Source organism: Cupriavidus sp. H19C3 (genome assembly GCF_049393815.1).
Lineage (GTDB): Bacteria > Pseudomonadota > Gammaproteobacteria > Burkholderiales > Burkholderiaceae > Cupriavidus.
Genome location: NZ_CP184985.1, coordinates 2,621,049 through 2,646,988, shown reverse-complemented (window position 1 = coordinate 2,646,988; position 25,940 = coordinate 2,621,049). Strand labels below are relative to the sequence as shown.

General features: G+C 65.4%; 24 protein-coding genes and 1 pseudogene. 18 read left to right on the top strand and 7 right to left on the bottom strand.

The genetic code is table 11. The features are described 5' to 3' along the window. Positions 1-121 precede the first annotated feature (121 nt). The 9 genes from DFLDMN_RS12305 (at position 122) to DFLDMN_RS12265 (ending at position 9,879) form a co-directional block, all read left to right on the top strand. Positions 122-1,039, top strand: coding sequence for an alpha/beta fold hydrolase (locus DFLDMN_RS12305; protein ID WP_423198393.1), 918 nt, complete (start codon positions 122-124; stop codon positions 1,037-1,039). A 246-nt stretch (positions 1,040-1,285) separates the two neighbouring features. Beyond that, positions 1,286-1,609 (top strand): nucleotide pyrophosphohydrolase, encoded by a 324-nt coding sequence (locus DFLDMN_RS12300; RefSeq protein ID WP_423195239.1) that lies wholly within the window; start codon positions 1,286-1,288, stop codon positions 1,607-1,609. A 114-nt stretch (positions 1,610-1,723) separates the two neighbouring features. Then, on the top strand, positions 1,724-2,560 hold the full coding sequence (locus DFLDMN_RS12295; protein ID WP_423195238.1) for a DUF72 domain-containing protein: 837 nt from the start codon (positions 1,724-1,726) through the stop codon (positions 2,558-2,560). A gap of 125 nt (positions 2,561-2,685) precedes the next feature. Further along, on the top strand, positions 2,686-4,080 hold the full coding sequence (gene dbpA / locus DFLDMN_RS12290) for an ATP-dependent RNA helicase DbpA (RefSeq protein WP_423195237.1): 1,395 nt from the start codon (positions 2,686-2,688) through the stop codon (positions 4,078-4,080). A gap of 247 nt (positions 4,081-4,327) precedes the next feature. Then, on the top strand, positions 4,328-4,768 hold the full coding sequence (locus DFLDMN_RS12285; RefSeq protein ID WP_423195236.1) for a CBS domain-containing protein: 441 nt from the start codon (positions 4,328-4,330) through the stop codon (positions 4,766-4,768). Positions 4,769-5,036: 268 nt separating this feature from the next. Further along, positions 5,037-6,614, top strand: coding sequence for an MDR family MFS transporter (locus DFLDMN_RS12280; RefSeq protein WP_423195235.1), 1,578 nt, complete (start codon positions 5,037-5,039; stop codon positions 6,612-6,614). Positions 6,615-6,768: 154 nt separating this feature from the next. Further along, on the top strand, positions 6,769-7,398 hold the full coding sequence (locus DFLDMN_RS12275) for a glutathione peroxidase (protein ID WP_423195234.1): 630 nt from the start codon (positions 6,769-6,771) through the stop codon (positions 7,396-7,398). A 110-nt stretch (positions 7,399-7,508) separates the two neighbouring features. After that, on the top strand, positions 7,509-8,357 hold the full coding sequence (locus DFLDMN_RS12270; RefSeq protein ID WP_423195233.1) for a fumarylacetoacetate hydrolase family protein: 849 nt from the start codon (positions 7,509-7,511) through the stop codon (positions 8,355-8,357). A 265-nt stretch (positions 8,358-8,622) separates the two neighbouring features. Further along, complete coding sequence (locus DFLDMN_RS12265; protein ID WP_423195232.1) at positions 8,623-9,879, top strand: M20 aminoacylase family protein; 1,257 nt, start codon at positions 8,623-8,625, stop codon at positions 9,877-9,879. A 55-nt stretch (positions 9,880-9,934) separates the two neighbouring features. Here the strand turns inward: DFLDMN_RS12265 and DFLDMN_RS12260 are convergent, their stop codons facing one another. Continuing rightward, positions 9,935-10,753, bottom strand: coding sequence for an AraC family transcriptional regulator (locus DFLDMN_RS12260; RefSeq protein WP_423195231.1), 819 nt, complete (start codon positions 10,751-10,753; stop codon positions 9,935-9,937). Between the two features lie 138 nt (positions 10,754-10,891). Between DFLDMN_RS12260 and DFLDMN_RS12255 the strand changes: the two genes are divergently transcribed. After that, entirely contained in the window at positions 10,892-12,112 is a 1,221-nt protein-coding gene (locus DFLDMN_RS12255; protein WP_423195230.1) for an MFS transporter, read from the top strand. A 63-nt stretch (positions 12,113-12,175) separates the two neighbouring features. Here DFLDMN_RS12255 and DFLDMN_RS12250 read toward each other — a convergent pair whose 3' ends face one another. Beyond that, positions 12,176-13,477, bottom strand: a complete 1,302-nt coding sequence (locus DFLDMN_RS12250) for a M20/M25/M40 family metallo-hydrolase (protein ID WP_423195229.1) — start codon at positions 13,475-13,477, stop codon at positions 12,176-12,178. 176 nt (positions 13,478-13,653) lie between these two features. Here DFLDMN_RS12250 and DFLDMN_RS12245 point away from each other — a divergent pair, with 176 nt between their 5' ends. Then, complete coding sequence (locus DFLDMN_RS12245; protein ID WP_423195228.1) at positions 13,654-14,031, top strand: hypothetical protein; 378 nt, start codon at positions 13,654-13,656, stop codon at positions 14,029-14,031. Positions 14,032-14,089: 58 nt separating this feature from the next. Beyond that, on the top strand, positions 14,090-15,061 hold the full coding sequence (locus DFLDMN_RS12240; RefSeq protein WP_423198392.1) for a Bug family tripartite tricarboxylate transporter substrate binding protein: 972 nt from the start codon (positions 14,090-14,092) through the stop codon (positions 15,059-15,061). A gap of 93 nt (positions 15,062-15,154) precedes the next feature. Here DFLDMN_RS12240 and DFLDMN_RS12235 read toward each other — a convergent pair whose 3' ends face one another. Continuing rightward, positions 15,155-15,874 (bottom strand): response regulator transcription factor, encoded by a 720-nt coding sequence (locus tag DFLDMN_RS12235; RefSeq protein WP_423195227.1) that lies wholly within the window; start codon positions 15,872-15,874, stop codon positions 15,155-15,157. A 171-nt stretch (positions 15,875-16,045) separates the two neighbouring features. On the opposite strand from DFLDMN_RS12235, the gene DFLDMN_RS12230 reads away from it, so the two are divergent. Further along, positions 16,046-16,831, top strand: coding sequence for a response regulator transcription factor (locus tag DFLDMN_RS12230; protein ID WP_423195226.1), 786 nt, complete (start codon positions 16,046-16,048; stop codon positions 16,829-16,831). Between the two features lie 11 nt (positions 16,832-16,842). Here the strand turns inward: DFLDMN_RS12230 and DFLDMN_RS12225 are convergent, their stop codons facing one another. From DFLDMN_RS12225 to minC, 4 genes are all read right to left on the bottom strand, one after another. Continuing rightward, a complete protein-coding gene (locus tag DFLDMN_RS12225; protein WP_423195225.1) occupies positions 16,843-17,916 on the bottom strand; it encodes a porin in 1,074 nt (357 codons plus the stop codon). Positions 17,917-18,299: 383 nt separating this feature from the next. Further along, the gene (gene minE / locus DFLDMN_RS12220) at positions 18,300-18,554 is read right to left on the bottom strand and encodes a cell division topological specificity factor MinE (RefSeq protein WP_423195224.1); all 255 of its coding nucleotides are present in this window, start codon (positions 18,552-18,554) and stop codon (positions 18,300-18,302) included. Between the two features lie 15 nt (positions 18,555-18,569). Then, on the bottom strand, positions 18,570-19,382 hold the full coding sequence (gene minD, locus DFLDMN_RS12215; protein ID WP_423195223.1) for a septum site-determining protein MinD: 813 nt from the start codon (positions 19,380-19,382) through the stop codon (positions 18,570-18,572). A gap of 61 nt (positions 19,383-19,443) precedes the next feature. Beyond that, complete coding sequence (gene minC, locus DFLDMN_RS12210; RefSeq protein WP_423195222.1) at positions 19,444-20,190, bottom strand: septum site-determining protein MinC; 747 nt, start codon at positions 20,188-20,190, stop codon at positions 19,444-19,446. A gap of 248 nt (positions 20,191-20,438) precedes the next feature. Here minC and DFLDMN_RS12205 point away from each other — a divergent pair, with 248 nt between their 5' ends. The 5 genes and pseudogenes from DFLDMN_RS12205 to kdpB all read left to right on the top strand — a co-directional run bounded on the left by DFLDMN_RS12205 (position 20,439) and on the right by kdpB (position 25,910). After that, on the top strand, positions 20,439-21,410 hold the full coding sequence (locus DFLDMN_RS12205) for a magnesium and cobalt transport protein CorA (protein WP_423195221.1): 972 nt from the start codon (positions 20,439-20,441) through the stop codon (positions 21,408-21,410). Positions 21,411-21,559: 149 nt separating this feature from the next. Further along, the gene (locus tag DFLDMN_RS12200) at positions 21,560-21,730 is read left to right on the top strand and encodes a hypothetical protein (RefSeq protein ID WP_423195220.1); all 171 of its coding nucleotides are present in this window, start codon (positions 21,560-21,562) and stop codon (positions 21,728-21,730) included. Further along, on the top strand, positions 21,727-21,819 hold the full coding sequence (gene kdpF / locus DFLDMN_RS12195; RefSeq protein ID WP_423195219.1) for a K(+)-transporting ATPase subunit F: 93 nt from the start codon (positions 21,727-21,729) through the stop codon (positions 21,817-21,819). Before DFLDMN_RS12200 ends, kdpF begins: the two co-directional genes overlap by 4 nt. Beyond that, a pseudogene (gene kdpA, locus DFLDMN_RS12190) lies at positions 21,819-23,639 on the top strand (potassium-transporting ATPase subunit KdpA). The gene kdpF and the pseudogene kdpA overlap by 1 nt, the downstream one beginning before the upstream one ends. 15 nt (positions 23,640-23,654) lie before the next feature. Beyond that, entirely contained in the window at positions 23,655-25,910 is a 2,256-nt protein-coding gene (gene kdpB, locus DFLDMN_RS12185; protein WP_423195218.1) for a potassium-transporting ATPase subunit KdpB, read from the top strand. Positions 25,911-25,940: the final 30 nt, after the last annotated feature.

Sequence of the window (25,940 nt, the reverse complement as noted above, 5' to 3'; positions counted from 1 at the left end):
CGTCCAATCCGAACGGCGACACCGATGCAGTTCACCCGGAGCATGCAAATTGAAGCCAGAATCTCTCCCGACCCCCAACGACACTCATCGTCGCAACCTCCTCAAGGGTAGCGCCGTAGCCATGGTGGCGGCCGCTCTGCCCACCGCGGCCATGGCCGGTACCGGCCGCGCATCGTCCACCGATGTGTCCGGCGCTGGCAACAAGTCTGCGAGCACCATCACCACCAGGGACGGCGTCGAGCTTTACTACAAGGACTGGGGTCCGAAGAACGGCCCGGTCGTGACGATGAGCCACGGCTGGCCGCTGTGTTCGGATAGCTGGGAGAGCCAGGCGTTCTTCCTTGCGTCGAACGGCTTCCGCGTGGTGGCGCATGACCGCCGCGGGCATGGCCGGTCGAGTCAGCCGTGGGATGGCAACGACATGGACCACTACGCCGATGACCTGGCCACGGTCATCAACACGCTCGACCTCAGGAACGTGACGGCGATTGGCTTCTCCACCGGCGGTGGCGAAGTGGCACGCTATGTGGGCCGTCATGGCACCGCGCGTATCGCCAAACTGGGTCTGATCTCCGCCGTGCCGCCGCAGATGGTCAAGACGCCGACCAATCCGGGCGGCGTGCCGATCGAAGTCTTCGACAAGATTCGCGCCGGCATGATCGCAGACCGCTCGCAACTGTTTCGCGATATTGCCAGCGGTCCTTTCTATGGCTTCAATCGCCCGGGTGCAAAGGTCTCGCAAGGACTGATTGAATCGTGGTGCATGCAAGGCATGATGGGTGGCATGAAGAACACGTTCGATTCGGTGCGCGCATTCGGGGAAACGGACTTCACCGCCGATCTGAAGAAGTTCGACAAGCCGACGCTGATCGTGCACGGCGACGACGATCAAATGGTGCCGATTGATGTGGGTGGCAAGGCGTCGAAGAAGCTGGTGCCGCATGCGATCCTGAAGGTGTATCAAGGCGCGCCGCATGGGCTGACGGATACGCACAAGGAACAGCTCAACCAGGATCTGCTGGCGTTCCTGCGGGCATAAATTTCCGATGCAGGTTGGCCCCAGGGCACGGTGCCCTTGGGGCAGTGCGGAGTCGCCGCACGCGCTGCATGGCACGGAAGCAGCGCCGCTTGCGCTGCCTCGCTATCCACTATGCATGAACACCGACATGTGCGCCCGGTTCGAGGGCGATCGCATCAAGCTCGGGGAGCCTTGCATGAGGCAAGGCACGAGAAGCGGCGACGGCGTGGTTCAATACACCTTTTGCCTTCCCCCAGCACCACCATCATGTCCCTCATCGACATCAGGAATCTCCAGCAAGCCGCCGCTGATTTCGGCGACGCGCGTGACTGGCGCAAGTATCACAGTCCAAAGAACCTCGCCATGGCGCTCAGTGTGGAAGTCGCCGAGCTGGTCGAGATTTTCCAGTGGCAGACGGAAGAAGAATCCCGTGGCGTGATGTCGACGGATGAGCGCGCCCATGTCGAGCAGGAACTGGCCGACATCACCATCTATCTCACCCAGCTGGTGACGACGCTGGGCGTGGACCTGGATGCCGCGGTGCGCGCCAAGATGGAAATGAATGCGAAAAAGTATCCGGTTGGCAAATAGGGGCACGGCACTCGGGTAGCCGGTCACCATCGTGCCGTCCCTCACGCCGTCCATCGCGCCGTCCCTCACGGATCCGCTAGACTTCCCCCATCGCCCTCCTCCTGGAGCTTCTCGATGGCAACGCGTACCAAGCAGGGAACGTTTGCGAGCAACATTCGTGTCGGTATCGGCGGTTGGACCTACGCGCCGTGGCGGGACAATTTTTATCCCGAGGGACTCGCGCAGGCGCGGGAGTTGCAATATGCGAGTCGGCAGCTGACGGCGATCGAGATCAACAGTACGTATCACGGCACGCAGAAGCGCACGTCATTCGTGAAGTGGCGCGACGAGACGCCGGACGGGTTTGTGTTTTCGGTCAAGGCGAACCGGTTTGCGACCAATCGGCGCGTGCTCGCGGAAGCGGGCGATTCCATCGACAAGTTTCTCAACAGCGGGATTGCCGAGCTGGGCAAGAAGCTCGGGCCGGTGGTGTGGCAGTTCGCGCCGACCAAGCAGTTCGATGCGGAGGACTTCGAGGGCTTTCTGTCGTTGCTGCCGGATGCTGTCGAAGGCGTGAAGCTGCGGCACGTGATGGAGGTTCGGCACGAGAGCTTCATGTGTCCGGAGTATGTAAAGCTCGCGCGCAAGTTCAAGGCGGCGACGGTCTTTACCGATTCGCCGAAGTTTCCGTCGATGGCAGACCTGACCGCGGACTTTGTGTATGCGCGTCTGATGAATGCCAATGAGAAGCTTGCCACCGGGTACGGGCCCAAGGCCCTCGATGAATGGGCCGCTCGCGTGCAAGCCTGGGGCGATGGCAAGGTGACCGACGACTTGCCCCGTGTGGAAGATGGGACGGGCAAGCTCAAGCCAAAGGAAGTGTTTGTGTTCTTCATCAACGGCGCCAAGGAACGTGCCCCGGCGGCGGCCCAGGGGTTGTTGCAGCGGCTGGGGTGGAAGCCGGCGGCGTGACCCGGCCCGAGTGGCGCAGTGACTGGCCCCAGCGACACGGCGCCCGGGCGGCCCGAGCCACCGGTGTGCACGATCAACACGCGGTCAAGGCAATAAATTGCGAGCCCCGGTCGCTATAATCCGGCATGACTTCCGCCCCTGACGCTCCCTTCTCCTCCCTCCCCTTATCCGCCGCCACCCTGGCGACCCTGGCGCAGCTCGGTTACGACGCCATGACGCCCATCCAGGCGGCGAGCCTGCCGGTGGCATTGGCGGGCGAAGACCTGATCGCGCAAGCCCGTACCGGTAGCGGCAAGACCGCCGCCTTCGCGCTCGCCCTGCTCCATCGGCTCGACGCCAGGCAGTTCGACGTGCAGGGGTTGGTCCTGTGTCCCACGCGCGAGCTGGCCGATCAGGTCACGCAGGAGATCCGCCGCCTTGCGCGGGCCGAGGAGAACATCAAGGTGCTGACGCTGTGCGGCGGCTCGCCGATGCGCCCACAGGTCGATAGCCTGATCCATGGCGCCCATATCGTGGTCGGCACGCCCGGGCGGATCATGGACCATATCGAACGCAGCAGCCTCGATATGCGCGCGATCAATACCCTGGTGCTCGACGAGGCCGACCGTATGCTCGATATGGGGTTTGTCGACGACATCGCGTTTGTCGCGCGGCATTGCCCCAAGGAGCGGCAGACGCTGCTGTTCTCCGCGACCTACCCGCCCGGCATCGCCAGGCTCGCCCAGCAGTTCATGCGCAAGCCGCGCGAAATCAAACTCGCCGAGCAGCACGCGCCGGACAAGATTCGCCAGCGCTTCTATGAAATCGACGAAGGTCAGCGTCTGCAGACCGTAAGCCGGTTGCTCGATCATTACCGCCCGGCCAGCACGCTTGCGTTCTGCAATACCAAGGCGCGTTGCCGCGATCTGGTGGACCTGCTGCGCGCGCAGGGTTACCAGGCGCTCGCGCTTCATGGCGAACTCGAGCAGCGCGACCGTGACCAGGTGCTGGTGCAGTTCGCCAACCGCAGCTGCTCGGTACTGGTGGCCACGGACGTGGCCGCGCGCGGACTCGATATCGCCCAGCTGGAAGCCGTGATCAACGTCGATGTCACGCCCGATCCGGAAGTGCATGTACACCGCGTGGGCCGCACCGGCCGGGCCGATGCGGAGGGCTGGGCCTTTACGCTGGTCAGCATGGACGAGATGGGCCGCGTCGGAAATCTGGAGCAGCATCACGGCGGCGAGTTCGAATGGCATGCGGTCGCCGAGCTGGAGCCCACCGGCAAGGAGCGCCTGCTGCCGCCGATGGTTACCCTGCAGATGCTGGGCGGCCGCAAGGAGAAGTTCCGTCCGGGCGACATCCTCGGTGCGCTGACGGGCGATGCGGGATTCGCCAAGGAGCAGATCGGCAAGATCAACGTGACGGAGATGTCGACCTATATCGCGGTCGATCGCGCCATCGGCCGGGAAGCGGTGCGCAAGCTCAACGAGGTCAAGGTCAAGGGACGCAAGGTCAAGGTCCGCATGCTCACGGAGTGACAGGGCGCGTGGCCTCCGCCCCCTGCGCCATTCCGGCCTGATGCAAGTGCCGCGTTGGCACCGTGGGCGCCATAACCTTTCTTACAAAGATTCGCGAACGTCACCCTGTGAGCCACGCCGATCCTTTGCTAATCTGAATGAACGTGGCCGGCCGCGCAGGCCACGCATTGCGCGGCGCGCCGGCCGGTGCACATGCCACAGGGAAGCATGTGCCGTGGACGTTTCCCAGACGGAACAAGGAGTCGGTATGAAAACCGCACGGCAGGTTCTGGAATCCAAGCCGAGTCAGGCCATCTTCAGCATTCCGCCGGCAGCGACGGTCTATGCTGCGCTGCAGTTGATGGCGGAGAAAGGCATCGGGGCGTTGCTGGTCATGGAGCACGGCAAGATCCTGGGGATCCTCAGCGAGCGCGACTACGCGCGCAAGGTGATCCTGATGCAGCGAACCTCGCGCGAAACGCTGGTCCGGGAAATCATGACCACCGCGGTGATCTATGTGCGCGCCGAGCAGAGCACCGACGACTGCATGGCGCTCATGACGCGCCACCGCCTGCGCCACCTGCCCGTGATGGAAGGCGACGACCTGATCGGCATGCTGTCGATCGGCGACCTCGTGAAGGACATCATCTCCGAGCAGAAATTCATCATCGAGCAGCTCGAGCACTACATCTCCGGCAACGTGCGTTGAGCGGGCACGCGTCAGGGCGGCCGTCCGTTCCGCCCCGACGCCCCCGACATCGCAGCAATTGCTATTGATTGTCGGTAACGATAGCTTTGTCCTTTGTGGCCATCCCGGCTGCAGAGGAAACTTCACGCGTGCGCGCCAGGCAACGATGCCGCTCGGTGTTGCCCTGCAGCGACGGCAGGAGGTACGACAACCGCATATAATTATGCGCTTGCTGAATTAGGCCGGACTCCATGAAGTGCGGTCATTCTCTCCTCCCTGCCGCGCCTTCATGTCTTCGCCGTCCACCGCTCAGCCTGTCGCCGAGGCCGTTGCCTCGTCCTCTCTTCCCCCCGCCCTCCACGACCACCGCGCGATCATGCGCGTGATCGGTGGCATCGTGCTCTGTATTCTGCTGGCCGCGCTGGATCAGACCGTGGTCATTCCGGCGGTGCCGGCGATTGCCAACGATCTGAACGGATTCGGCCATCTGTCGTGGATCGTCACGGCCTACCTGATCGTGTCGACGGTGACCACGCCGCTGTACGGCAAGCTGTCCGATAGCTTCGGGCGGCGCCGGCTGCTGATGGTGGCGATCTCGCTGTTCGTGGTGACGTCGGTGGCCTGCGCGCTGGCGCAATCGCTGACGCAGCTGATCGTCTTCCGCGCGCTGCAGGGGCTCGGGGGCGGGGGTCTGATGTCGCTGGCGCAGGCGGCCATCGCGGACGTGGTGGCACCGCGGCAACGGGGCAAGTACCAGGGATATCTGGCGATGGTGTGGGCCATGGCATCGATTGCGGGACCGCTGGTGGGCGGCTGGGTCTCGGACCATATGTCCTGGCGCTGGCTGTTCTGGATCAATGTGCCCCTCGGCGCGCTGGCCATGACGATGTGCTATCGCGGCCTCGCCCACCTGCGTCCGCGCGGGGGCAAGCCGCAGGTGGACTGGCTCGGCGCCCTGCTGCTGGCCGTGGCCATCGTGGCATTCCTGCTCGCGATGAGCTGGGCCGGCGACGCCTTCGACTGGATCTCCCCGGAAATGGGTGGCCTGCTGCTGCTCACGGGGGTGGCCCTCGCGCTGCTGACCTGGCAGGAGCGTCGCGCGCCCGATCCCATGCTGGCGCCGCGGCTGTTCCAGAACCGCGCCTACGTGATGGGCGTGGGTGCATCGGCGATGTCCGCGCTCAATATCTTCCTGTGCATCTTTGCCCTGCCCCTGCTGTTCCAGCTCGTGCGCGGCGCGGATGCGTCGATGTCTGGCCTGCTGGTGGTGCCGTTCCTGCTGTCCACCGTGGCCGGCAACCTGATCGTGGCCTGGCTGGCCCCGCGCATGGGCCGCATGCGCGGCATCCTGAGCGGTGGCTATGTTGCCGCGACCATCGGCCTGGTGGCCCTCGCTGCCGCCACGCCGGCCGTGCCCACCGTTCTGGTGCTGCTGGCGATGACGCTCGCGGGCATCGGCTTGGGTATGACCATGGTGGGTACGCTGATCGGGGTACAGAACGCGCTCGAGCGGCGCGATATGGGCTCGGGTACCGGCGCCCTGCTCGTGATCCGCTCGCTCGGCAGCGCGCTGGGCGGTGCCCTGGCGGGAACGCTGCTGGCGCTGGAGTTCCGTCATGCGCTTGCGCAGACCGGTGTCAAGGAGACGCTCGATCTCGGCGCGTTGCGTCACGGTAGCGAGGCCATGGCGCATCTGTCGCCGGTGGTGCGGCAGGCGCTGGCAGGCGGGGTGGAGTCCGGTTTCCATCTGATCTTTGCGGCGGGCGCGGTAGCGGCGACGATCGCGCTGATCATCGTGCGGCGCATGCCGGATCTGGAACTGCGCAGCAGCGTGACCGAGCACGCCAAGTCGGCGTTGATGGACTGACGCCAGCGGGCGATCCAGCGGCACGCCAATCCGACTCCACGGACACCGCCACGCACGATCCATCGCGTAAGCCGTTGCTGGCGCGCCCGGCTTTTCTGGCGGACGCGGGCGGCTTACACTTGGCGCGCGATCCATCTTCCGGAGTGCCCCCGTCATGAACCGCCCGCTTTCCCTCGCCGCCCTGCTGCTGTCCGGGCTTTTCTTCGGCACCGCCGCAGTCACGGCCTCAGCCGCTGCCTCAGCCACAGACAAGCCGGCTGCGGCGCCGGCCTTGCCCGGCGCTGCCGCCCCCGCCGCGGGTGCCTGCCCGGCCTCCCTCAATTTCAAGTTTCCGCGCCTGCAGGACGAGGCGCCGCAGAACCTTTGCCAATATGCGGGCAAGGTGGTGCTGGTGGTGAATACCGCCAGTTACTGTGGATTTACCCCGCAATACGAGGGACTTGAAGCGCTGTACGCCAAATATCGCGAGCGCGGCCTGGTGGTGCTGGGATTCCCGTCGAATGACTTCTCGCAGGAGCCGGGCTCGGAAAAGGAGATCTCGGACTTCTGCTACAACACGTACGGCGTCAAATTCCCGATGCTCGGCAAGACCCATGTGCGCGGCAGCGACGCCAATCCGATGTACGCGCTGCTGGCCAGGGAAACCGGCACTTCGCCGAAGTGGAACTTCTATAAGTACCTGATCGACCGGAACGGCAAGGTGGTGGGCAGCTATGGCAGTACCACCAAGCCGGACGACAAGCAGTTCGTCGGCAAGATCGAGCAGCTGCTGGGCGCGCGCTGAGGGACATACCCGCTCGTGCGCGCCGTCACGCGCGCAAGCAACGCAACTAACGCAGGCCACGCCACTCATGCTGGCATGGCCGGCATCGCAACCATCGGAGAAGACAAGCAATGAAGCTCGTACGTGTGGGAAAGCCGGGTGCCGAGCGCCCGGGCCTGGTCGACGGCGACGGCCGTGTGCGTGACCTCGCGGGCGTGATCGGGGATATCGGTCCGCATGAGATCTCGCCTGCGGGCCTGGCGCGGCTTGCACAGATCGACCCCGCCAGCCTGCCGGTGGTGCCCAGCCAGCGTCATGGCGTGCCCTGGCATGGCATCGGCAAGATCATCGCGATCGGCCTTAACTACGCCGATCACGCCGCGGAGGCCGGTATGCCGCTGCCGGCGGAGCCGATCGTCTTTCTCAAGGCGACCACCTCGCTCAATGGTCCCGACGATGATGTCATGCTGCCGTTCGGCGCCGAGAAGTGCGATTGGGAGGTGGAGCTCGGCGTGGTCATCGGGACCACCGCGCGCAACGTCTCGCGCGAAGCGGCGCTCGACCACGTGGCCGGATACTGTGTGGTGAACGACGTCTCCGAACGCGAATTCCAACTGGAGCGGGGGGGTACCTGGGACAAGGGCAAGGGCTGCGATACGTTCTGTCCGGTGGGCCCATGGCTCGTCACGCGCGATGAAGTGGCCGATCCGCAGAAGCTCGGCCTCTGGCTCGATGTGAATGGCGAGCGCCTGCAGAAGGGCACCACGGCGACGATGGTGTTCGACGTGGCCACCATCGTCAGCTACGTGAGCCGCTTCATGACGCTGATGCCCGGCGACCTGATCGCCACCGGCACGCCGCCTGGCGTGGGTATGGGGTTCAAGCCGCCACGCTACCTGAAGGCGGGCGACAGCATGCGGCTCGGCATCGAGGGGCTGGGCGTGCAGCAGCAGCTCGTGGTGCCTTATGGGGATCGCTGAGTTGCGATCGGTGAGCCCGATGGACAAGAAGGAAAGATAGGGCGAGATCATCGTCCGAAGGAACCTCGTTGAGGCGTGTCAACGAGGTTCCCCGCTGAAACGTCTTCATACAAAGCGTCGCGATTCGTATCAAAGCGTTCCCTCAGGGCAACAGTTTTCGCTCGATTTGGGGCGCAAACGCACGAAATCCGCTTTCGGGGTTTTATCTGCGGACGACGCGTGACAAACTGAATCCAACGTTGTTACCAAGACAAAGAGCACTGCCATGTCTGAACACGCCCCCGAAATTGAGTCGATATTCAAGACCGTCACGCCCCGATCGTCAGCGTCGTCCGCAGATACGTTCTGCACCCTGGACGACACGCTCGACAGTCACGCCGAACTGCAGGACATCCGGCGCCACATCCATCAGCACCCCGAACTTGCATTTAACGAGATCCACACCGCGGAACTCGTCGCCTCTCGCCTGGAATCGTGGGGCTACCAGGTCACGCGCGGCGTCGGCGGGACCGGCGTGGTCGGCACCTTGCGCAATGGCACGAGTGCGCGCAGCGTCGGCGTACGCGCCGACATGGACGCGCTGCCGATCCACGAGCGCTCCGGTTTGCCGTATGCGAGCGTGCATGAAGGCAAGATGCACGCGTGCGGTCACGATGGCCACACCACCATCCTGCTCGGCGCCGCCAAGCAACTTGCCCGCACGCGCAACTTCGACGGTACGGTCAACCTGATCTTCCAGCCGGCCGAGGAAATCGGCGCGGGCGGCGGGGCCGAACGCATGCTCGCCGATGGCCTGTTCGAACGCTTCCCGTGCGATGCGATCTTCGGCCTGCATAACCATCCCGGCGTGGCCGCCGGTACCTTCATGTTCCGCGCGGGGCCGTTCATGGCCGCGTGCGATACCGTGACTCTCACCATTCGCGGCAAGGGCGGCCATGCGGCACGTCCGCATCAGTCGATCGATCCGATCCTGGTGGCCGGCAGCCTGGTCATGGCGCTGCAATCGGTCGTGGCACGCAATGTCGACCCCAACGAAACCGCGGTGGTGACCATCGGCACGCTGCACGCCGGTCACGCGCCGAACGTGATTCCCGACAGCGCGCGCATGGAGATCAGCGTGCGCTCGTTCAGCCCGGAGGTGAGGGCGTCGGTCGAGGCGCGCATCCGCCAGCTGGCCACCGCGCATGCGGAGGGCTACGGCGCGACGGTCGATATCGACTACGTGCGCGGCTATCCGGTGCTGGTCAACAGCGAACGCGAGACCGAATTCGCGCGCCAGGTGGCGGAGGAACTCGTGGGACCGGAGCGCGCGGTGGGGAATTTCCATCGTATCGCCGGCAGCGAGGACTTTGCGTACTTCCTGCAGCAGCGCCCCGGTTGCTTCGTTCGCATGGGCAATGGCGCCAACCAGCCGCTGCTGCATAACGCCGGCTACGACTTCAACGACGAGAACCTGACCGTCGGCGCGGCCTACTGGACGCGGCTGGTGGAGCGGTACCTGTCGCCCAATGCTGGTGTCTGAACGGACGGCTGAGCGGACGCCTGCACCTGCACGGGCCTCTGCGAACCGCTGACCCTCAGCGGAAAAACGCGCTCGGCGGCACGCCGAACTGCCGTTTGAACATCGTCGCAAAGGCGCTCGGGCTGTCGTAGCCGAGGTCCAGCGCCACATCGAGTATCTTCGCCCCCGCCGCCAGTTTCTCCAGCGCTGCCAGCAAGCGCGCCTGCTGGCGCCACTGCCCGAATGTCATGCCGGTCTCGCGCGCAAAGCGGCGCTGGATGGTCTTCGGGTCGAGCCCCAGCCGTGCTCCCCAGTCCGCCAACGTCGATGTCGAATCCGGCGTGGTCACGATCTCCTCGCAGATTTCGCGCAGGTCCGCATCGGCCGGATGGGGCAGATGCAGCGGCAGCGTTGGCACCAGCAGGACTTCATCGAGCAGCAGCCGCATCAGCCTGCCATCGCGCGAATCCGGACCGTAGGGCAGCGGAATATCGATCGCGGCCAGAATCAGCTCGCGCAGCAATGGCGATATCCCCAGCACGGTGCATTGGGTGGGCAGGCGATCCGAGGCATCGGGCCGGATATAGGCGGTGCGCATCTGCACGCGTCCGACCATGCGAATCCAGTGCACGGTATCGGCGGGCATCCACATGCCGCGCGTCGGCGGCACGATCCATTGGCCTTGCGCGGTGGAGACCACCATCACGCCATGGACCGCATGCACGAGCTGCGCATGCGGATGCTGGTGCGCCTTGGTGACGTGGCCGGGCAGGTAGTCCGCCGCCATCGCGGTGACGGGCATCGGGCTGCGGTCGAACTGCAGGTACGCCGGATGCCGGGCGTAGGAGTCGGCGCGCGCAGTGGGATCGGGCAGGGCGGGTTGGGACCGGGGCATGTCCTTTTCTCCAAGGTCTCGGCCTTATTCTCGCAGGACAGGCGGCATTTTGCCATTTACGATGCCACGCAAACTAGGCAAGAAGTTCCTCCAGATTCCCGATCTTTAACTCTCACTGGGCCAATGCGCCCCCGCATCATGAGCACAACCGTCAATACCGCGCCTGGCGCCGGCGCGGCGCAGCGAGACGAGGGCACGCGTTTCCGCGTGTTGTACGCGATCAGCTTCGCGCACTTTCTCAACGACATGATCCAGTCGCTGATCCTGGCCATCTATCCGATGCTCAAGGGCGGCTTCAACCTGAGCTTTACGCAGATCGGCCTGCTGACGCTGACCTACCAGATCACCGCGTCGCTGCTGCAGCCGGTGGTGGGGCTCTATACCGACAAGCACCCGAAGCCGCATTCGCTGGCCATCGGCATGGGCTTTACGCTGGCGGGCCTGCTGCTGCTGTCGGTGGCGCCGACCTACGGCGTGCTGCTGGTGGCGGCCGCGCTGGTCGGCACCGGTTCGTCCATCTTCCACCCGGAGTCGTCGCGCGTGGCGCGCATGGCGTCGGGCGGCCAGCATGGCCTTGCCCAATCGATCTTCCAGGTGGGCGGCAATGGCGGTAGCGCCATGGGCCCGTTGCTGGCGGCGTGGATCGTGCACCGGCAGGGCAGTGTGGCGTGGTTTTCGCTGGCGGCGCTGCTGGCCATCGCGGTGCTGTGGCAGATCGGCGGCTGGTATGGCCGCCATCTGGCCGAGCGCGCGGCCAGGAAGAAGAGCACGGGCGCCGCGGCCAGACCGCTGCCGACCGCGACGGTGGTGCGTGCGATTGCCGTGCTGCTGCTGCTGATCTTCTCGAAGTACTTCTACATGGCCAGCCTGAACACGTATTACACGTTCTACCTGATGGATAAGTTCGGGCTGACGCGGCAGACCTCGCAGGTCTACCTGTTCCTGTTCCTGTTTGCCGTGGCGGCCGGCACGATCCTCGGCGGTCCGATCGGCGACCGCATCGGCCGCAAGCGCGTGATCTGGGCATCGATCCTTGGCGTGGCGCCGTTCACGCTGATGCTGCCGCATGCCAATCTGTTCTGGACCGGCGTGCTGTCGGTGGTGATCGGCTTTATCCTGGCCTCGGCGTTCTCGGCAATCCTGGTGTTTGCGCAGGAACTGATTCCGGGCAAGGTCGGCATGGTGTCCGGCCTGTTCTTCGGGTTTGCCTTCGGCATGGGTGGCATCGGTGCCGCGGTGCTGGGCCGCATGGCCGATGCGCATGGCATCGCGACCGTGTACCAGTTCTGTGCCTACCTGCCGTTGCTGGGTCTGCTGGCGGTATTGCTGCCGGATCTGCGCAAGCGCGGCATCGCCTGACGGCGCGCTTGCCGCGGTACTGTCTCACGGACGGTACCGCGGCCTTCCTGACGGGCCCGGTTCTTACTTGGCCGTCTTGTCCTGCGACACGTCCATGATCATGCGTGTCAGCAGGTACAGGCGCGGCGTCACCGAGTTCAGGTCCACATACTCGGCATCGTTCGAGTGCGCGCCAAAGCCGCGCAGGCCAAAGCGCTCGATCACCGGTGCCTTGGTGGCCGCCGCCGCAAAGGCGGCATCGGTACCGCCACCCTCGGCGGTGTCGTAGACCATCAGCTTCTCGCCGATTTCCGCATAGATGCCTTGCGCATGCGCCGCCAGCGCGCGCGCGGCCGGCGTAACTTCCAGCGGTGGACGACGGCGTTCGAACTTGACCTCGACCCTGGTATCCGGAATCAGCTTCTGCCTGATGCGCTCCTGCAGCGTTTTTTCCAGGCCGTCATAGTCGGCGGTGCGCAGCACGCGCACGTCGGCCTGTGCGGTGGCGGTGGCCGGAATGACGTTTCTGTTGGTGCCGGCGCTGGCCAGTGTCCAGTTGACCTTGAGACCGGTATCGGGATTGGACAGGTCGCGCATCTGCAGCACCTGGTGCGACAACTCATAGAGCGCGTTGCGGCCCAGCTCGGGGGAGCTGCCGGCGTGCGACGACTTGCCTTCGACCTTGAGCGCGATGGCGCCGATGCCGCTGGTGGCCAGCGACAGGCGGTCGCCGTTGATACGCGTGGCTTCGCACGAGAACACCGCATCCTGCTCCGCACCGAGTCTGGTCAGCGTGGCGCGGGCACCGGGCGAGCTGATTTCCTCATCGCCGTTGATCAGCACCGTCAGCGTGCCGTAGTCCTTGAACTTCATCTTCTGCAGGATGGCGATGGTATGCAGGATCACCGCCACACCGTTCTTGTCGTCGGCGATGCCAAGACCATAGGCACGGTCGCCATCGACGCGGAACGGCTGCTGGGCCAGCATACCGCGCAGGTAGACGGTGTCCATATGAGCGATCAGCATGATCTTGCGCGTGCCGGTGCCCTTGAACTGTGCCATCACCATCTTGCCGACCTTCTCGGGCGTATCGGCCATGCGGTAGACCTCGGTCGGCTCGACCAGCCTGGCGTCACCACCCAGCGCGGCCAGGCGGTCGCGGATAAGGTTGGCGATGCGATCGAGACCTTCGAGGTCCTTGCTGCCCGATTCGATGGAGACCAGGTCCTTCAACGTGGCGATCAGGGCCGGCTTTTCCTGCTGCGCAAGCTGGTAAGCGGGTTCCACCGGCGCGGCCTGGGCGGCCTGCGCCAGCAGCGCGGCGGCGAGCGTGGCACCCACCGCCGCGGGCAGCAGGGCCAGGCGGGATCGTACGGGACGTTGCATGCGGAATGCTCCTTCTCTTCTTTGTGGTGTGATGCGGGGGAAGCAAATCTTGGCGTGCGCCGTGCCGGCGGTAAAGAGCCAGCGCGCGATATTCGCCGGAAATCCACCGGAAGGCAGCAAGCTGTCGCGTGGCCGCCGCAGACAACTTTCGTTGCTGGCGCGCTTTTTGCGGCATCATGACGGTCATGAAGTCCGCCTTGCCCCCGTCTTCCCCCTCGTCCGCCGGCGCCCCGCGCCCTGCGTGTGCCCATTGCCTGGCACTCGCGGCCGATCCGCGCCGCCGCGAGCCGCACGCCTGCCTGGCCCTGCGCAGTACCGCGCCGCTGGTCAGCCAGAGCGCGGCCGGCGTGCCGTTCAGCATGATGACGTTCACCTGCCGGGAATGCGGTACGACATGGCGGCTCTACGATCGCGCCAACGAACTGTTCGTCTCATGGGTTCCCGAGCAACCGCTCGCACCTGCCAGCCCCCGCGGTCCTGCGGGGGCTTCGGGGGTGTCGGGTGCTTCGGGTGCTTCGGATCCGCCCGATCCCGGCGCGTCCGGTTCGGCCTGAGCGTCGACACATGTCTGCCACTCCTTCCTTCTGCCCCACCATGGCCTCTTTCTCTTCCATGCCCATGCTGGCCGCGCTTGCCCTTGCCGGCGCCGCCACTCTCACCGCCGCGCCCGCACTGGCCGCCGATGCCTACCCGAGCAAGCCAATCCGCCTGATCGTCGCCTATCCGACCGGCGGCATCAGCGACACCGTCGCGCGCGCGCTGGCCGACCGCCTGTCGGCGCAGATGGGCACCTCGGTCGTGGTGGAGAACCGCGCCGGCGCCGGCGGCAGCATCGGCATCGATGCCGTGGCCAAGGCCGCGCCCGATGGCTACACGCTGGGCTTCGCCTCGACCAGCCCGCTGACGCTGAATCCGCACGTGGGTCGCGTCAACTACGATCCGCAGCGCGATATCGCGCCCGTCATGAGCGTGATGTATTCCCCGGTGCTGGTGGTGGCCACGCAAAGCTTTGCCGGCCAGTCGTTCCAGGATCTGATCGCGCAGTCGAAGACCAGGCCCGGGTCGGTGCGCTGGGCCACCTCGGGTCTCGGCACGGTGGGTCACGTGCTGCTGGAACAGGTCAAGGCCAAGTCGAAGGCCGACGTGACGCTGATCCCGTACAAGGGCGGCGGCCAGCAGATGACCGACGCGCTCGGCGGCCAGTTCGAAGTCATGAGCACCAATGCGAGCCCGCAACTGACCGCGCAGATGCAGGCCGGCAAGCTGCGGCCAATCGCGGTGGGGGCGCCCAGGCGGATCGACAATCTGCCCAACGTGCCGACGTTGGCAGAACTGGGTTATCCCAAGGCCAACCTGACCTCGACGTTTGGGGTGTTCGCGCCGGGCAAGACGCCGGCTGCCATCGTCAATCGCCTCAATACGGAACTGAACAAGGCGCTGACGTCGCCCGAAGTGCGCGACCGCCTGCTGCGCGATGGGGAAGTGCCCACCGGTGGCACCGCGGCGCAGTTTGCGGCGTCGATTCATTCCGAGTACGAGGACAACGCGCGTATCGTCAAGGAAGCCGGCATCAAGGCCGAGTAAGGCCGAGTAAGGCCGAGCAAGGCCGAGTAAGGTCGAGTAAGGCAAGTACGAAGCAACGCGGCGCGCCCACGCGCGCGCGCCTGCCAGCGCCTGCTATACCGCGTCGAGCCGGCTGCCGATCCTGTAGACCGTGCGCAGGTCCACGCCGTTGTACGGCCACAGTTCGAGCTTGCCGCGCACGCGCGACAGGTGGCTGTCCATGGTGCGCGCATGGTCGTCGAGCGTGCCCTGCCAGACCTGGTCGTTCATCAGGCGCCGCGTCACCAGCGCGCCGAGGTTGCGGAACAGCAGCACCGCCAGCGCGAATTCCTTGGGCGAGAGCCGCACGCATTTGCCGTGCACCCACGCGCGCTGCTCGTACAGCTCGAAGCGAAAGCAACCATAGACGAGGTCTGGCTGGTCGCCGTGCTCGGGCAGGCGGCCGGTGTCTCCCGCGCGGCGATAGGGCGCGGCGGCGCGGCGCGCGAGCGCCTCGATGCGCGCCACCAGCTCACCGTGGCGCACGGGCTTCTGCAGGCAGGCATCGGCGCCGTCGTCGAGGCAGCCGACCACATCGGCTTCCGAATAGTCGTCGGACAGCACCATCATCGGCACGCCCATGCCAAACGCGCGCCGTACGCAGCGCACGATCTCGCGCACATCGTCGTAAGCATGATCGCGATCGAGCAGCAGCGCGTCGAAGGTCTGGTAGTGCAAGGCGTCGATCAGCGCGGTGCCGTGGCGAAACCGCATGCAGCGATGATCGCTGCGGCGTAGCGCCTGTTCCAGGAACAGGGAGCGCGCGGGGTCGTCGTCGAGCACGGCAATGTCCACGGCAACAGTCTCTTGATGGTGGCAGGCAACGCAACCATGGTAGGGGCGCGCCCGCGCCGCGCGAAGTAAACATTTGTTGCGGAAACAGAATGAGCATCGTCTCATGTGCAGCGGCCGCAACGCCGTCTCTAATAGGTGTCGGGGCGCCGACGCGCGCGCACAGAGACGACGATGGGAATCACGATTGCATCGCTTGAAGACAATGCGGCCGACGCGGCGCTGATCCGCCGCACCGTGGCCGGCGCCGGGCATGCGTGCACGACCTTCACGCAAGGCGGGCATCTGCTGCGCGCGTTGCGCGGCGAGAGCTACGACCTGCTGCTGCTCGAATGGAATGTAAGCGGGGTATCGGGGCGCGAGGTACTGCAATGGGTGCGCGCGCACCTCGATCCGCGCCAGCCGGTGGCCTTCCTGACCGTCCGTGCCGACGAGCGGGACGTGGTCGAGGCGCTGGAGGGTGGGGCGGACGACTACCTGATCAAGCCGATTCGCCCCGCGGAGCTGCTGGCGCGCATTCATGCGCTCGTGCGGCGCGCCTATCCCGAGAGCCTGGCGGTGGGCGCCACCGTCGAGCGCGGCTGTTTTGTCTTCGATGGCGCCACGCGGACCGTGCTGCGCCATGGCCGCGACATTGCGCTGACGCCCAAGGAATTCGATCTGGCGATGCTGCTGTTTCGCCACGAGGGCCGCGTGGTGTCGCGCGACCATATCGTGGCGGCGGTCTGGGGACGCGATATTGCACCGCTGTCGCGCACCATCGATACGCATATGTCGCGCGTGCGGACCAAGCTGATGCTGACCGACGAGCACGGCGCGCGACTGTCACCGGTCTATACGCATGGCTACCGGCTCGAGCTGTTCGAGGGCGCCCCACCGCCACCGGCGCCGCGCCAGCCGTCCGGACCGCGGCAGCCGGCCAAACAAAAAGGCGCCCGCAGGCGCCTTTCCGTCGACTGATCCGGCAACGATCAGAAGATGTGGCGGATACCTGCGGCCACGCCGGTCTGGTTGTTCTTGCCAGGCAGGTTGGCTTCGGCACCACCGGTGACCTTGTTGTAGTCCACGGTACCGTAGACCTGGGTACGCTTGGACAACGAGTACTCGGCCAGCAGCACGCCGGTGTAGCGGTTGCCGCTGTTGTCGTTCACGCCATAGGCGTTCTTGATGTGGTCGCCGTAGAACACGCCGGTAACGGCCAGGGCCGGGGTGACCTGGTAGGTCACGCCAAAGTAGCCGATGGCGTCCTTACGCGGGTTGTCCACGTAGTTGCGCGAAGCGGCCGGCGGCAGGGTGGCCGGGTTCGGCGAGAAGAAGTTGGCATCCAGCAGGCCCGTGTTGTCGCGGCCGCCGATGTAGCCCAGGAACATCTTTGCCGGTCCCAGGGTGTACTTGCCGGCAACGCCCCACATCTGCTGCTTGTTGCTGTTGCCGTCGCGCACGTTCTGGTACACGCCGCCAATGCCGAACGGTCCGAACTCGTACGCGGCGCGGGCGCCCCAGTACTGGTTCTTGGTCGCGCTGCCCGGCACTTCGCCGAAGCCGTAGCTGGCGCCAACGCTCAGGCCGCTGAATGCGCCCGAGTAGCTGATGACGTTGTTGTTACGGAACTGGGTCAGGAAGAACGGCCAGGCGTTGTTGTCGTAGTTGCCGATGGTCAGCGGATCGTAGTCGCCGAAGAAGTTGAAGCCTTCGGTGTACTGGCGGCCCAGCTTGACGGCGCCGAAGTCGCCCGACAGGCCGACGTAGGCTTGACGGCCGAACAGCGAACCATTCTGGTTGGCGCGGCCGGTGTCCGGATCGAAGCCGTTTTCGAGCTGGAAGATCGCCTTCAGGTTGTTACCGAGCGATTCCGCGCCCTTGAGGCCCCAACGGCTGTTGGTGATGGCGCCATTCGTGACTTGCGTCACGCTATGGTTGGCGGCATCGGCGTTGGTCTGGTAACGGATGCTCTGGTCGACGATGCCGTACAGCGTCACCGAGGTTTGTGCGTAGGCTCCGGTAGCGCACAGGCCGGCTGCAAGGGCTAGTAGCGATTTCTTCATGGTGCTCCTTTTCTGTCTTGTGGTGTTCGTGGCCGGATCACGGCACGAATTGGTCTACGTTTTCTGTAAACGCCGCGAAAATTTAACAAAACGAAGAAGTTTTCGACATAAAACTGATGCCCAGGCGTGCTTTAGGGCGACATTTGGTGCAATTCCGTTGGTTTGCCGCTACACCTCGTCACGAGCGTGACTGGATGGTGCAATGCGTCATGCGCCATCGCGGTGCAAACAGGGAGAGGGGTGAAGGTGGGGCAGGTCGGGCAGGCGGGGACGCAGCACGCGCGGCGTACGCATGCTGCGATGCAGCACTCCCCTCGGGCGAGGGGAGGGATAACACTTAGGCGGTCGGCAGGCAGGCGGCAGCGCGGCCGCCGTCCGCCGGATCAGCCCTGCGGGATCTCGATCTTGACCTCGAGCACCTCGAGATTGTCCTGACGCTCGAGGTTCACACGCAGATCCTGATCGCTGATCTTCACGTACTTGGAGATCACCGCCACCAGCTCGCGCTGCAGCGCGGGCAGGTAGTCGGCCGGGGCCGAATGGCCATTGCGCTCATGCGCGAGGATGATCTGCAGCCGCTCCTTGGCGACCGACGCGGACTTTTTCTTCTCCCCCAGCAGGAAGGACAGGATCGACATGGAATGGGTCCTCCTTTATTTGCCGAAGATGCGCGAGAGCAGGCCCGGCTTCTGGTAGTCGGTAAAACGCATGGGCTTGTCCTTGCCGAGGAAGCGGTCGACCACGTCGCCATAGGCGTCGGCCACGTCGGAGCCTTCCAGGTGGATAGCCGGCGTACCCTGGTTCGAGGCGTGCAGCACGGCCTCGGATTCCGGAATCACGCCGATCAGTTTGATGCGCAGAATCTCCTGGATATCCGTCAGCGACAACATTTCTCCGCCATGCACGCGCTTGGGGTTGTAGCGCGTGATCAGCAGGTGCTCCTTGATCGGCTCGCCACCTTCGCTGGCGCGCTTGGTCTTGGAGGCCAGGATGCCGAGGATGCGGTCGGAGTCGCGCACCGAGGACACCTCGGGGTTGGTCACCACCAGCGCCTCGTCGGCGAAGTACATCGCCATCAGCGCGCCCGACTCGATGCCGGCCGGCGAGTCGCACACGATGTAGTCGAAGCCCATTTCCACCAGGCCGTTGATGACCTTCTCCACGCCGTCACGCGTGAGCGCGTCCTTGTCGCGCGTCTGCGAGGCGGGCAGGATGAACAGGTTCTCGCACTTCTTGTCCTTGATCAGCGCCTGGTGGAGATTGGCTTCGCCCTGTACCACGTTGATCAGGTCGTACACCACGCGGCGCTCGCAGCCCATGATGAGGTCAAGATTGCGCAGGCCGACGTCGAAGTCGATCACGGCAGTCTTGTTGCCACGCAGGGCCAGGCCGGCGGCAAAGCTGGCACTGGTGGTGGTCTTGCCAACGCCTCCCTTGCCGGAGGTCACTACGATGATTTTTGCCATGGCTCTTTGGTCCAGTAAGGGTGCTAGGTAGGTATGTCTGGTGTCCCGGTGAAGGCAGCGGTCATTTCATCCGCAGCGGCTCCAGGATCAGTTTTTCGTCGGCCAGGCGAACCTGGGCGGATTTGCCGAGCACATTGGCCGGGAGCGTCTGCTCCGCGGTCCGGTAGATGCCGGCAATGGAGATCAGCTCGGGCTCCAGGCAGGTGCAGAAGATGCGCGCGTCGTGGTTGCCCTTGACGCCCGCCAGCGCACGGCCGCGCAGTGGGGCGTAGACATGGATGTTGCCCTCCGCGATGACCTCCGCGCCGTAGCTGACGAGGTCGAGAATGACGACGTCGCCCTGCGCGTAGACCTGCTGGCCCGAGCGCAGCGGCTTGTCGATCAGCATGGTCGGAATGGCGCGCGCTGCCACGGCGGCATTCTCCGCCGTGGGCACCACAGCCGCTGGCGTATCGTCGTCCGGACGGGCCGCTTCCTCGCGGCCACCGCGCCGGCTCTGGCTATCCAGCAACGGCAATCCATAGCTTTCCGCCCACTCGCGCTGGTCGGCGCGGGCCACCACGCCGATGGCGCGCGCGCGCAGCGAGCCCAGGGTATCGATCACGCGATCGATCGCGACGCGTTCGTCGCCTTCCAGGCGGCGCAGGTCGAGGGCGATCACGTCGTTGGAGAAGAAATCGGGCGTCGTTTCGAAACGGGAGAGGAGGTCATCCCGCAGCGCGCCGGTGTCCGCGGTCTTGAGGGCGAGAAGGAGGGCGTCGACATTGCCACTGCGCAGCTCGAAGCGTGGCGATTTCTTCTGGGACATAGTCGGTTGACCGTGGAAATGCGACATTCTAACGTCGGATTTCCAGCGAACTGTAACAAATCGCCCGCATCTGGCGCATGCGAGGGGCGGGAGTGCCCGATGGTCGCCTTTGCGGTGCCCGGGCACGCGCTGTGCCGCGTGTCAGCGGGATGCCGATGTCGTCCCCGGGCGCACTTTGCTACGATGCGCAACCAGCCATCGGCGCAGGCCATTCCGCGCAGGGCATCAAGGAAAAGGACGGAGACCTCATGGGCGCAGTCGTCAACAGCGTGGCCTATCGCGATGGCAAGAAGCTGGGCACGGTCGACATCGACGACATTTCGGAAACGCTTGCCGAACCCGGCACCTTTGTCTGGCTCGGGCTCCATGAACCCGACCTCGCGCTGCTGCGCAAGGTACAGCGCGAATTCGGGCTGCATGACCTGGCCGTCGAGGATGCGCTCGACGCGCACCAGCGGCCCAAGATCGAAAGCTACGGCGACTCGGTGTTTGTCGTGCTCAACACGGCGCAACTGATCGACGAGCAGGTGGTGGTGGGCGAGACGCATATCTTTGCCGGGCCGCGCTACGTGGTATCGGTGCGCCACGGTGCCAGCAGTACCTACACGCCGGTGCGCGAGCGCTGCGAGCAGGACCCGGCGGGGCTTGCGCACGGGCCGGGCTATGTGCTCTACGCCCTGATGGATTTCGTGGTCGACCATTACCTGCCGATCGTCAACCGGCTCGAGGACACCTTCGAGGCGCTCGAGCAGAATATCTTCCGCGACGAATTCGACCGCGCCGCGCTCGAACGGCTATATCGCATCAAGAGCCAGGTCCTCAGGCTGCGCAACGCGGTCTATCCGGTCGAGGATATCTGCAGCCAGCTGATCCGCCTGCACGAGAACCTCGTGCCGAAGGAGCTGCGCGCCTATTTCCGCGATATCGAGGACCATGCCAGCCGCCTGGTGCGCACGCTCGATGTGGTGCGCGAAATGCTGACCACGGCGGTGCAGGTCAACCTCGCGCTGGTCACGGTGGGCCAGAACGAGGTGGTCAAGCGGCTGGCCGGCTGGGGCGCCATCCTGGCGATCCCGACCGTGATATTCAGCCTGTACGGGATGAACTTCGATTTCATGCCCGAACTGAAATTCCATTATGCGTATCCCACCGTGATCGGCGTGACCGGGCTCGCGTGCACGTGGCTGTGGCGCAAGTTGCATAAGGCCGGCTGGGTCTGACGGCACGCCCGCCCGGCGCGGGCGTTCTTGTTTCGTCGTTTCCGTTTCCTTTTTTATTTCCTGTTTACACCCCCCTCCCGCCTCTCTACCCCCTTTTTACCCGCCAATCCCTAACCTCCCTTCCGTGAATCACTCACAAGGCTGTTGCCATGGACGGGATCTATTTCGTTGTGTTGTTGGGGTTTGGCGCGCTCACCGGCGCGCTGCTGGCGCTGTGCGCCGCGCTTGGGACCACCCTGCCGCCGGGCGGCGGTGAGTCCGATGCTCACCGGAACGGCCCCGGCGCCACGCGCGCCGTGCCCGACCAGCGGGGGCAATGATGGAATGGGCTGACATGCTGAGCGGCGCGCTCGCCGTCGTGATCTTCCTCTACCTCCTCGTTGCCCTGTTCCGGCCGGAGAAATTCTGATGTCAACGCAATTCGTGGGCCTGCTGGTCCTGTATCTCGCCATCCTGTTCGTGGTGGGGCCCTTTCTCGGGCGCTACATGCGGCGCGCCATCGAGGAGGGGACCTACTGGCTGACGGCCTGGGGCCGTCCCTTCGAACGCCTGCTGTATCGCGCGGGCGGCGTGCGTGCCGACGCCGAGATGGGCTGGAAGCAATAAGCCGTTGCCGTGATCGTCTTCAACCTGCTTGGCGTGGTCGCGGTCTACGCGCTGCAACGCCTGCAGGGCGTACTGCCGCTCAATCCGCAGGGGTTTGGCGCGGTCTCGCCCGATTCGTCGTTCAACACTGCCGTCAGCTTTGCCACCAATACCAACTGGCAAGGCTATGGCGGCGAATCGACGATGAGCTACCTCACGCAGATGCTGGCGCTGACCGTGCAGAACTTCATGTCGGCGGCGACCGGCATCGTGGTGGTGTTTGCACTGATACGCGGCTTTGCGCGCCATACCGCGCGCACCATCGGCAACTTCTGGGTCGATCTGACGCGCTGCACGCTGTATATCCTGCTGCCGCTCTCGATTGTCATGGCGGTGGTGCTGGTGGGGCAGGGCGTGATCCAGAACTTCGACGCGTACAAGGATGTGAGCCTGGTCTCCGAGGTCGCCTATACGCAACCGAAGGTGGACGCGGCCGGCCAGCCCGTGCTCGACAAGGATGGCAAGCCCGTGACCGAGGATGCCACCACGCGCACCCAGACGCTGGCGATGGGCCCGGTGGCCTCGCAGGAAGCCATCAAGATGATCGGCACCAACGGCTGCGGCTTCTTCAACGCCAATTCGGCGCATCCTTACGAGAACCCCACGCCGGTCTCCAACCTGCTCGAGATGCTGGCGATCTTCCTGATCCCGGCCGCGCTGTGCTTCTCGTTTGGCGAGATGGTGCGCGACCGCCGTCAGGGCGTGGCGGTGCTGGCAGCGATGACGGCGATCTTCGTCGTCATGGCGCTGGCGGCGATGGCGGCGGAATCGCATCTTACGCAGGCACTGGCCGGCCTGCCGATCGATCATGCCGCGTCCGCGCTGCAGGCCGGCGGCAACATGGAAGGCAAGGAAGTCCGCTTCGGCATCTCGGCGAGCTCGCTGTTTGCCACCATCACCACCGCGGCATCGTGCGGTGCGGTCAACGCCATGCACGACTCGTTCACGGCGATCGGCGGCCTGGTGCCGATGCTGCTGATGCAGCTCGGCGAAGTGGTGTTCGGCGGCGTGGGCTCGGGCCTCTACGGCATGCTGGTCTATGCGGTGCTGGCGGTGTTTATCGCCGGGCTGATGATCGGCCGCACGCCCGAGTACCTCGGCAAGAAGATCGAGGCCTACGAGATGAAGATGACCGCCGTGGCGATCCTCGTCACACCGCTGCTGGTGCTGGTGGGTACGGCCATCGCGGTGCTGGTCGATCCGGGCCGCGCCGGCGTGTTCAACCCCGGCACCCACGGCTTCTCGGAAATCCTCTACGCGCTGTCTTCGGCCGCCAATAACAACGGCAGTGCGTTTGCGGGGCTGTCCGCCAATACGCCGTTCTACAACGTGCTGCTGGCCGCAGCGATGTGGTTCGGCCGCTTCTGGATCATCGTGCCGGTGCTGGCCATGGCCGGTTCGCTGGCGGCCAAGAAGCGTACGCCGGCCACGGCCGGAACGATGCCCACGCACGGTCCGCTGTTCGTCGTGCTGCTGGTGGGTTCGGTGCTGCTGGTTGGCGCCCTGACCTATGTGCCCGCGCTGGCGCTGGGTCCGGTCGCCGAGCAACTGCAGCCTGCGGCGGCCACGGCCGCTGCCAAGTAACTTGCGGAGAATCGCATGCAACAAGATTCCACGGTGACGCGCGCCCAGGGTGGCGCCACCGCCAAACAACCGGTACAGGATGTGTCGGCCACGACGATGCCGGGTCGCGCCGGTGGCGCCGGAGGCGGCTCGGGCGGTACCGTGCGTCCGCCGCGTGGCGGCATGTTCGCGCCCGAGCTGGTCAAGCCGGCGATCGTCGACGCGTTGCGCAAGCTGGCGCCGCGCGACCAGCTGCGCAACCCCGTCATGTTCGTGGTGTACGCGGGCAGCATCCTGACCACGATCCTGTTCCTGCGCGCGCTGTTGGTGCCTGCCACGGGCGGCGAGTCGGCGGGCTTTATCCTGGCCGTGACGGTGTGGCTATGGTTCACGGTGCTGTTCGCCAACTTCGCCGAAGCCCTCGCGGAGGGCCGCAGCAAGCAGCAGGCGGCCGCGCTGCGCGGACTCAAGACCACCGTGACGGCGCGCCTGGTGCGGGCGGGCCGCCAGGACTATCGTGCGCCCACCGCCACCGAGCCGCGCGCGGCGACGGACCTGCGCAAGGGCGATATCGTGCTGGTCGAGGCCGGCGACATGATCCCCGGCGACGGCGAGGTGATCGAAGGCGTGGCCTCGGTCGACGAGTCCGCCATCACGGGCGAATCGGCGCCGGTGATCCGCGAGTCGGGCGGCGACTTCTCGTCGGTGACGGGTGGCACGCGGGTGCTGTCCGACTGGATCGTGGTACGCATCACGACCAATCCCGGCGAAAGCTTTATCGACCGCATGATCAGCATGGTCGAAGGCGCCAAGCGCCAGAAGACGCCGAACGAGCTTGCGCTGACCATCCTGCTGGTAGGCCTGACCCTGGTGCTGCTGCTCGCCACCGCCACGCTGCAGCCGTTCTCGCTGTATGCGGTGCTGGTGACCAGGCTTGGCGTGCCGGTGTCGGTGACGGTGCTGGTGGCGCTGCTGGTGTGTCTGATTCCGACCACGATCGGCGGCCTGCTGTCGGCGATCGGGGTGGCGGGCATGAGCCGCATGATGGAAGCCAACGTGATCGCCACCTCGGGCCGCGCGGTGGAGGCCGCCGGTGACGTGGATGTGCTGCTGCTCGACAAGACCGGCACCATCACGCACGGCAATCGCCAGGCGGCGCGCTTTATCTGCGCGCCCGGGGTGAGCGAGCGCCAGCTGGCCGAAGCCGCGTGGCTGTCGTCGCTCGCCGACGAGACGCCGGAGGGGCGCAGCATCGTGACGCTGGCGCGCCAGTTGCCGGGCGTGAGCGCGCCCGAGCTCGGCAATCGCAGCCTCGGTGCGCCCGTGTTCGTACCCTTCACCGCGCAGACGCGCATGAGCGGCGTGGACGTGACCACCGGCAACCAGTTGCGCAGCGTGCGCAAGGGCGCCGCCGACGCGGTGCGCCGCTATGTGACCGAGCGCGCCGGCAAGTTTCCGGAGTCGGTGCTGCAGGCGGTGGACGATGTGGCGCGCGCCGGCAGCACGCCGCTGGTGGTGGCGGAGTCGCTCAGCATCGGCACCGAGGACAGCGTACGCGTGCTCGGCGTGATCGAGCTCAAGGACATCGTCAAGACCGGCATCAAGGAGCGCTTTGGCGAGCTGCGCAAGATGGGCATCCGCACGGTGATGATCACCGGCGACAACCGCCTGACCGCGGCCTCGATTGCCGCCGAAGCGGGTGTCGACGACTTTCTTGCCGAGGCCACGCCGGAAGCCAAGCTCGCGATGATCCGCGACTTCCAGCGCGAAGGCCGCCTGGTGGCGATGACCGGCGACGGGACCAACGATGCGCCGGCGCTCGCGCAGGCCGACGTGGCGGTGGCGATGAACAGCGGCACGCAGGCGGCGCGCGAGGCCGGCAACATGGTCGACCTCGACAGCAATCCGACCAAGCTGATCGAGATTGTCGAGATCGGCAAGCAGATGCTGATGACGCGCGGCTCGCTCACCACGTTCTCGGTGGCCAACGATGTGGCGAAGTATTTCGCGATCATCCCGGCGGCGTTCGCGAGCACGTATCCGCAGCTCAACCTGCTCAATGTGATGGGTCTGGCTACACCGGCATCCGCCATCATGTCCGCGGTGATCTTCAACGCGCTGATCATCGTCGCGCTGATTCCGCTGGCGCTGCGCGGTGTGGTGTATCGCCCGCTGGGGGCCTCGGTGCTGTTGCGCCGCAATCTGCTGATCTACGGGCTGGGCGGGATCGTGGTGCCGTTTGTCGGCATCAAGCTGATCGACCTGCTGCTGGTGATGTTCGGCTGGACCTGAACGCCACCCGGACCTCGCGCCACCCGACGC

What these genes read in the sequence shown, in the direction of transcription:
- DFLDMN_RS12305 (WP_423198393.1), top strand. Translation starts at nt 122, where the DNA reads ATGGTGGCGGCCGCTCTGCCCACCGCGGCCATGGCCGGTACCGGCCGC.
- DFLDMN_RS12300 (WP_423195239.1), top strand. Translation starts at nt 1,286, where the DNA reads ATGTCCCTCATCGACATCAGGAATCTCCAGCAAGCCGCCGCTGATTTC.
- DFLDMN_RS12295 (WP_423195238.1), top strand. Translation starts at nt 1,724, where the DNA reads ATGGCAACGCGTACCAAGCAGGGAACGTTTGCGAGCAACATTCGTGTC.
- dbpA (WP_423195237.1), top strand. Translation starts at nt 2,686, where the DNA reads ATGACTTCCGCCCCTGACGCTCCCTTCTCCTCCCTCCCCTTATCCGCC.
- DFLDMN_RS12285 (WP_423195236.1), top strand. Translation starts at nt 4,328, where the DNA reads ATGAAAACCGCACGGCAGGTTCTGGAATCCAAGCCGAGTCAGGCCATC.
- DFLDMN_RS12280 (WP_423195235.1), top strand. Translation starts at nt 5,037, where the DNA reads ATGTCTTCGCCGTCCACCGCTCAGCCTGTCGCCGAGGCCGTTGCCTCG.
- DFLDMN_RS12275 (WP_423195234.1), top strand. Translation starts at nt 6,769, where the DNA reads ATGAACCGCCCGCTTTCCCTCGCCGCCCTGCTGCTGTCCGGGCTTTTC.
- DFLDMN_RS12270 (WP_423195233.1), top strand. Translation starts at nt 7,509, where the DNA reads ATGAAGCTCGTACGTGTGGGAAAGCCGGGTGCCGAGCGCCCGGGCCTG.
- DFLDMN_RS12265 (WP_423195232.1), top strand. Translation starts at nt 8,623, where the DNA reads ATGTCTGAACACGCCCCCGAAATTGAGTCGATATTCAAGACCGTCACG.
- DFLDMN_RS12260 (WP_423195231.1), bottom strand. Translation starts at nt 10,753, where the DNA reads ATGCCCCGGTCCCAACCCGCCCTGCCCGATCCCACTGCGCGCGCCGAC.
- DFLDMN_RS12255 (WP_423195230.1), top strand. Translation starts at nt 10,892, where the DNA reads ATGAGCACAACCGTCAATACCGCGCCTGGCGCCGGCGCGGCGCAGCGA.
- DFLDMN_RS12250 (WP_423195229.1), bottom strand. Translation starts at nt 13,477, where the DNA reads ATGCAACGTCCCGTACGATCCCGCCTGGCCCTGCTGCCCGCGGCGGTG.
- DFLDMN_RS12245 (WP_423195228.1), top strand. Translation starts at nt 13,654, where the DNA reads ATGACGGTCATGAAGTCCGCCTTGCCCCCGTCTTCCCCCTCGTCCGCC.
- DFLDMN_RS12240 (WP_423198392.1), top strand. Translation starts at nt 14,090, where the DNA reads ATGCCCATGCTGGCCGCGCTTGCCCTTGCCGGCGCCGCCACTCTCACC.
- DFLDMN_RS12230 (WP_423195226.1), top strand. Translation starts at nt 16,046, where the DNA reads ATGGGAATCACGATTGCATCGCTTGAAGACAATGCGGCCGACGCGGCG.
- DFLDMN_RS12225 (WP_423195225.1), bottom strand. Translation starts at nt 17,916, where the DNA reads ATGAAGAAATCGCTACTAGCCCTTGCAGCCGGCCTGTGCGCTACCGGA.
- minE (WP_423195224.1), bottom strand. Translation starts at nt 18,554, where the DNA reads ATGTCGATCCTGTCCTTCCTGCTGGGGGAGAAGAAAAAGTCCGCGTCG.
- minD (WP_423195223.1), bottom strand. Translation starts at nt 19,382, where the DNA reads ATGGCAAAAATCATCGTAGTGACCTCCGGCAAGGGAGGCGTTGGCAAG.
- minC (WP_423195222.1), bottom strand. Translation starts at nt 20,190, where the DNA reads ATGTCCCAGAAGAAATCGCCACGCTTCGAGCTGCGCAGTGGCAATGTC.
- DFLDMN_RS12205 (WP_423195221.1), top strand. Translation starts at nt 20,439, where the DNA reads ATGGGCGCAGTCGTCAACAGCGTGGCCTATCGCGATGGCAAGAAGCTG.
- DFLDMN_RS12200 (WP_423195220.1), top strand. Translation starts at nt 21,560, where the DNA reads ATGGACGGGATCTATTTCGTTGTGTTGTTGGGGTTTGGCGCGCTCACC.
- kdpF (WP_423195219.1), top strand. Translation starts at nt 21,727, where the DNA reads ATGATGGAATGGGCTGACATGCTGAGCGGCGCGCTCGCCGTCGTGATC.
- kdpB (WP_423195218.1), top strand. Translation starts at nt 23,655, where the DNA reads ATGCAACAAGATTCCACGGTGACGCGCGCCCAGGGTGGCGCCACCGCC.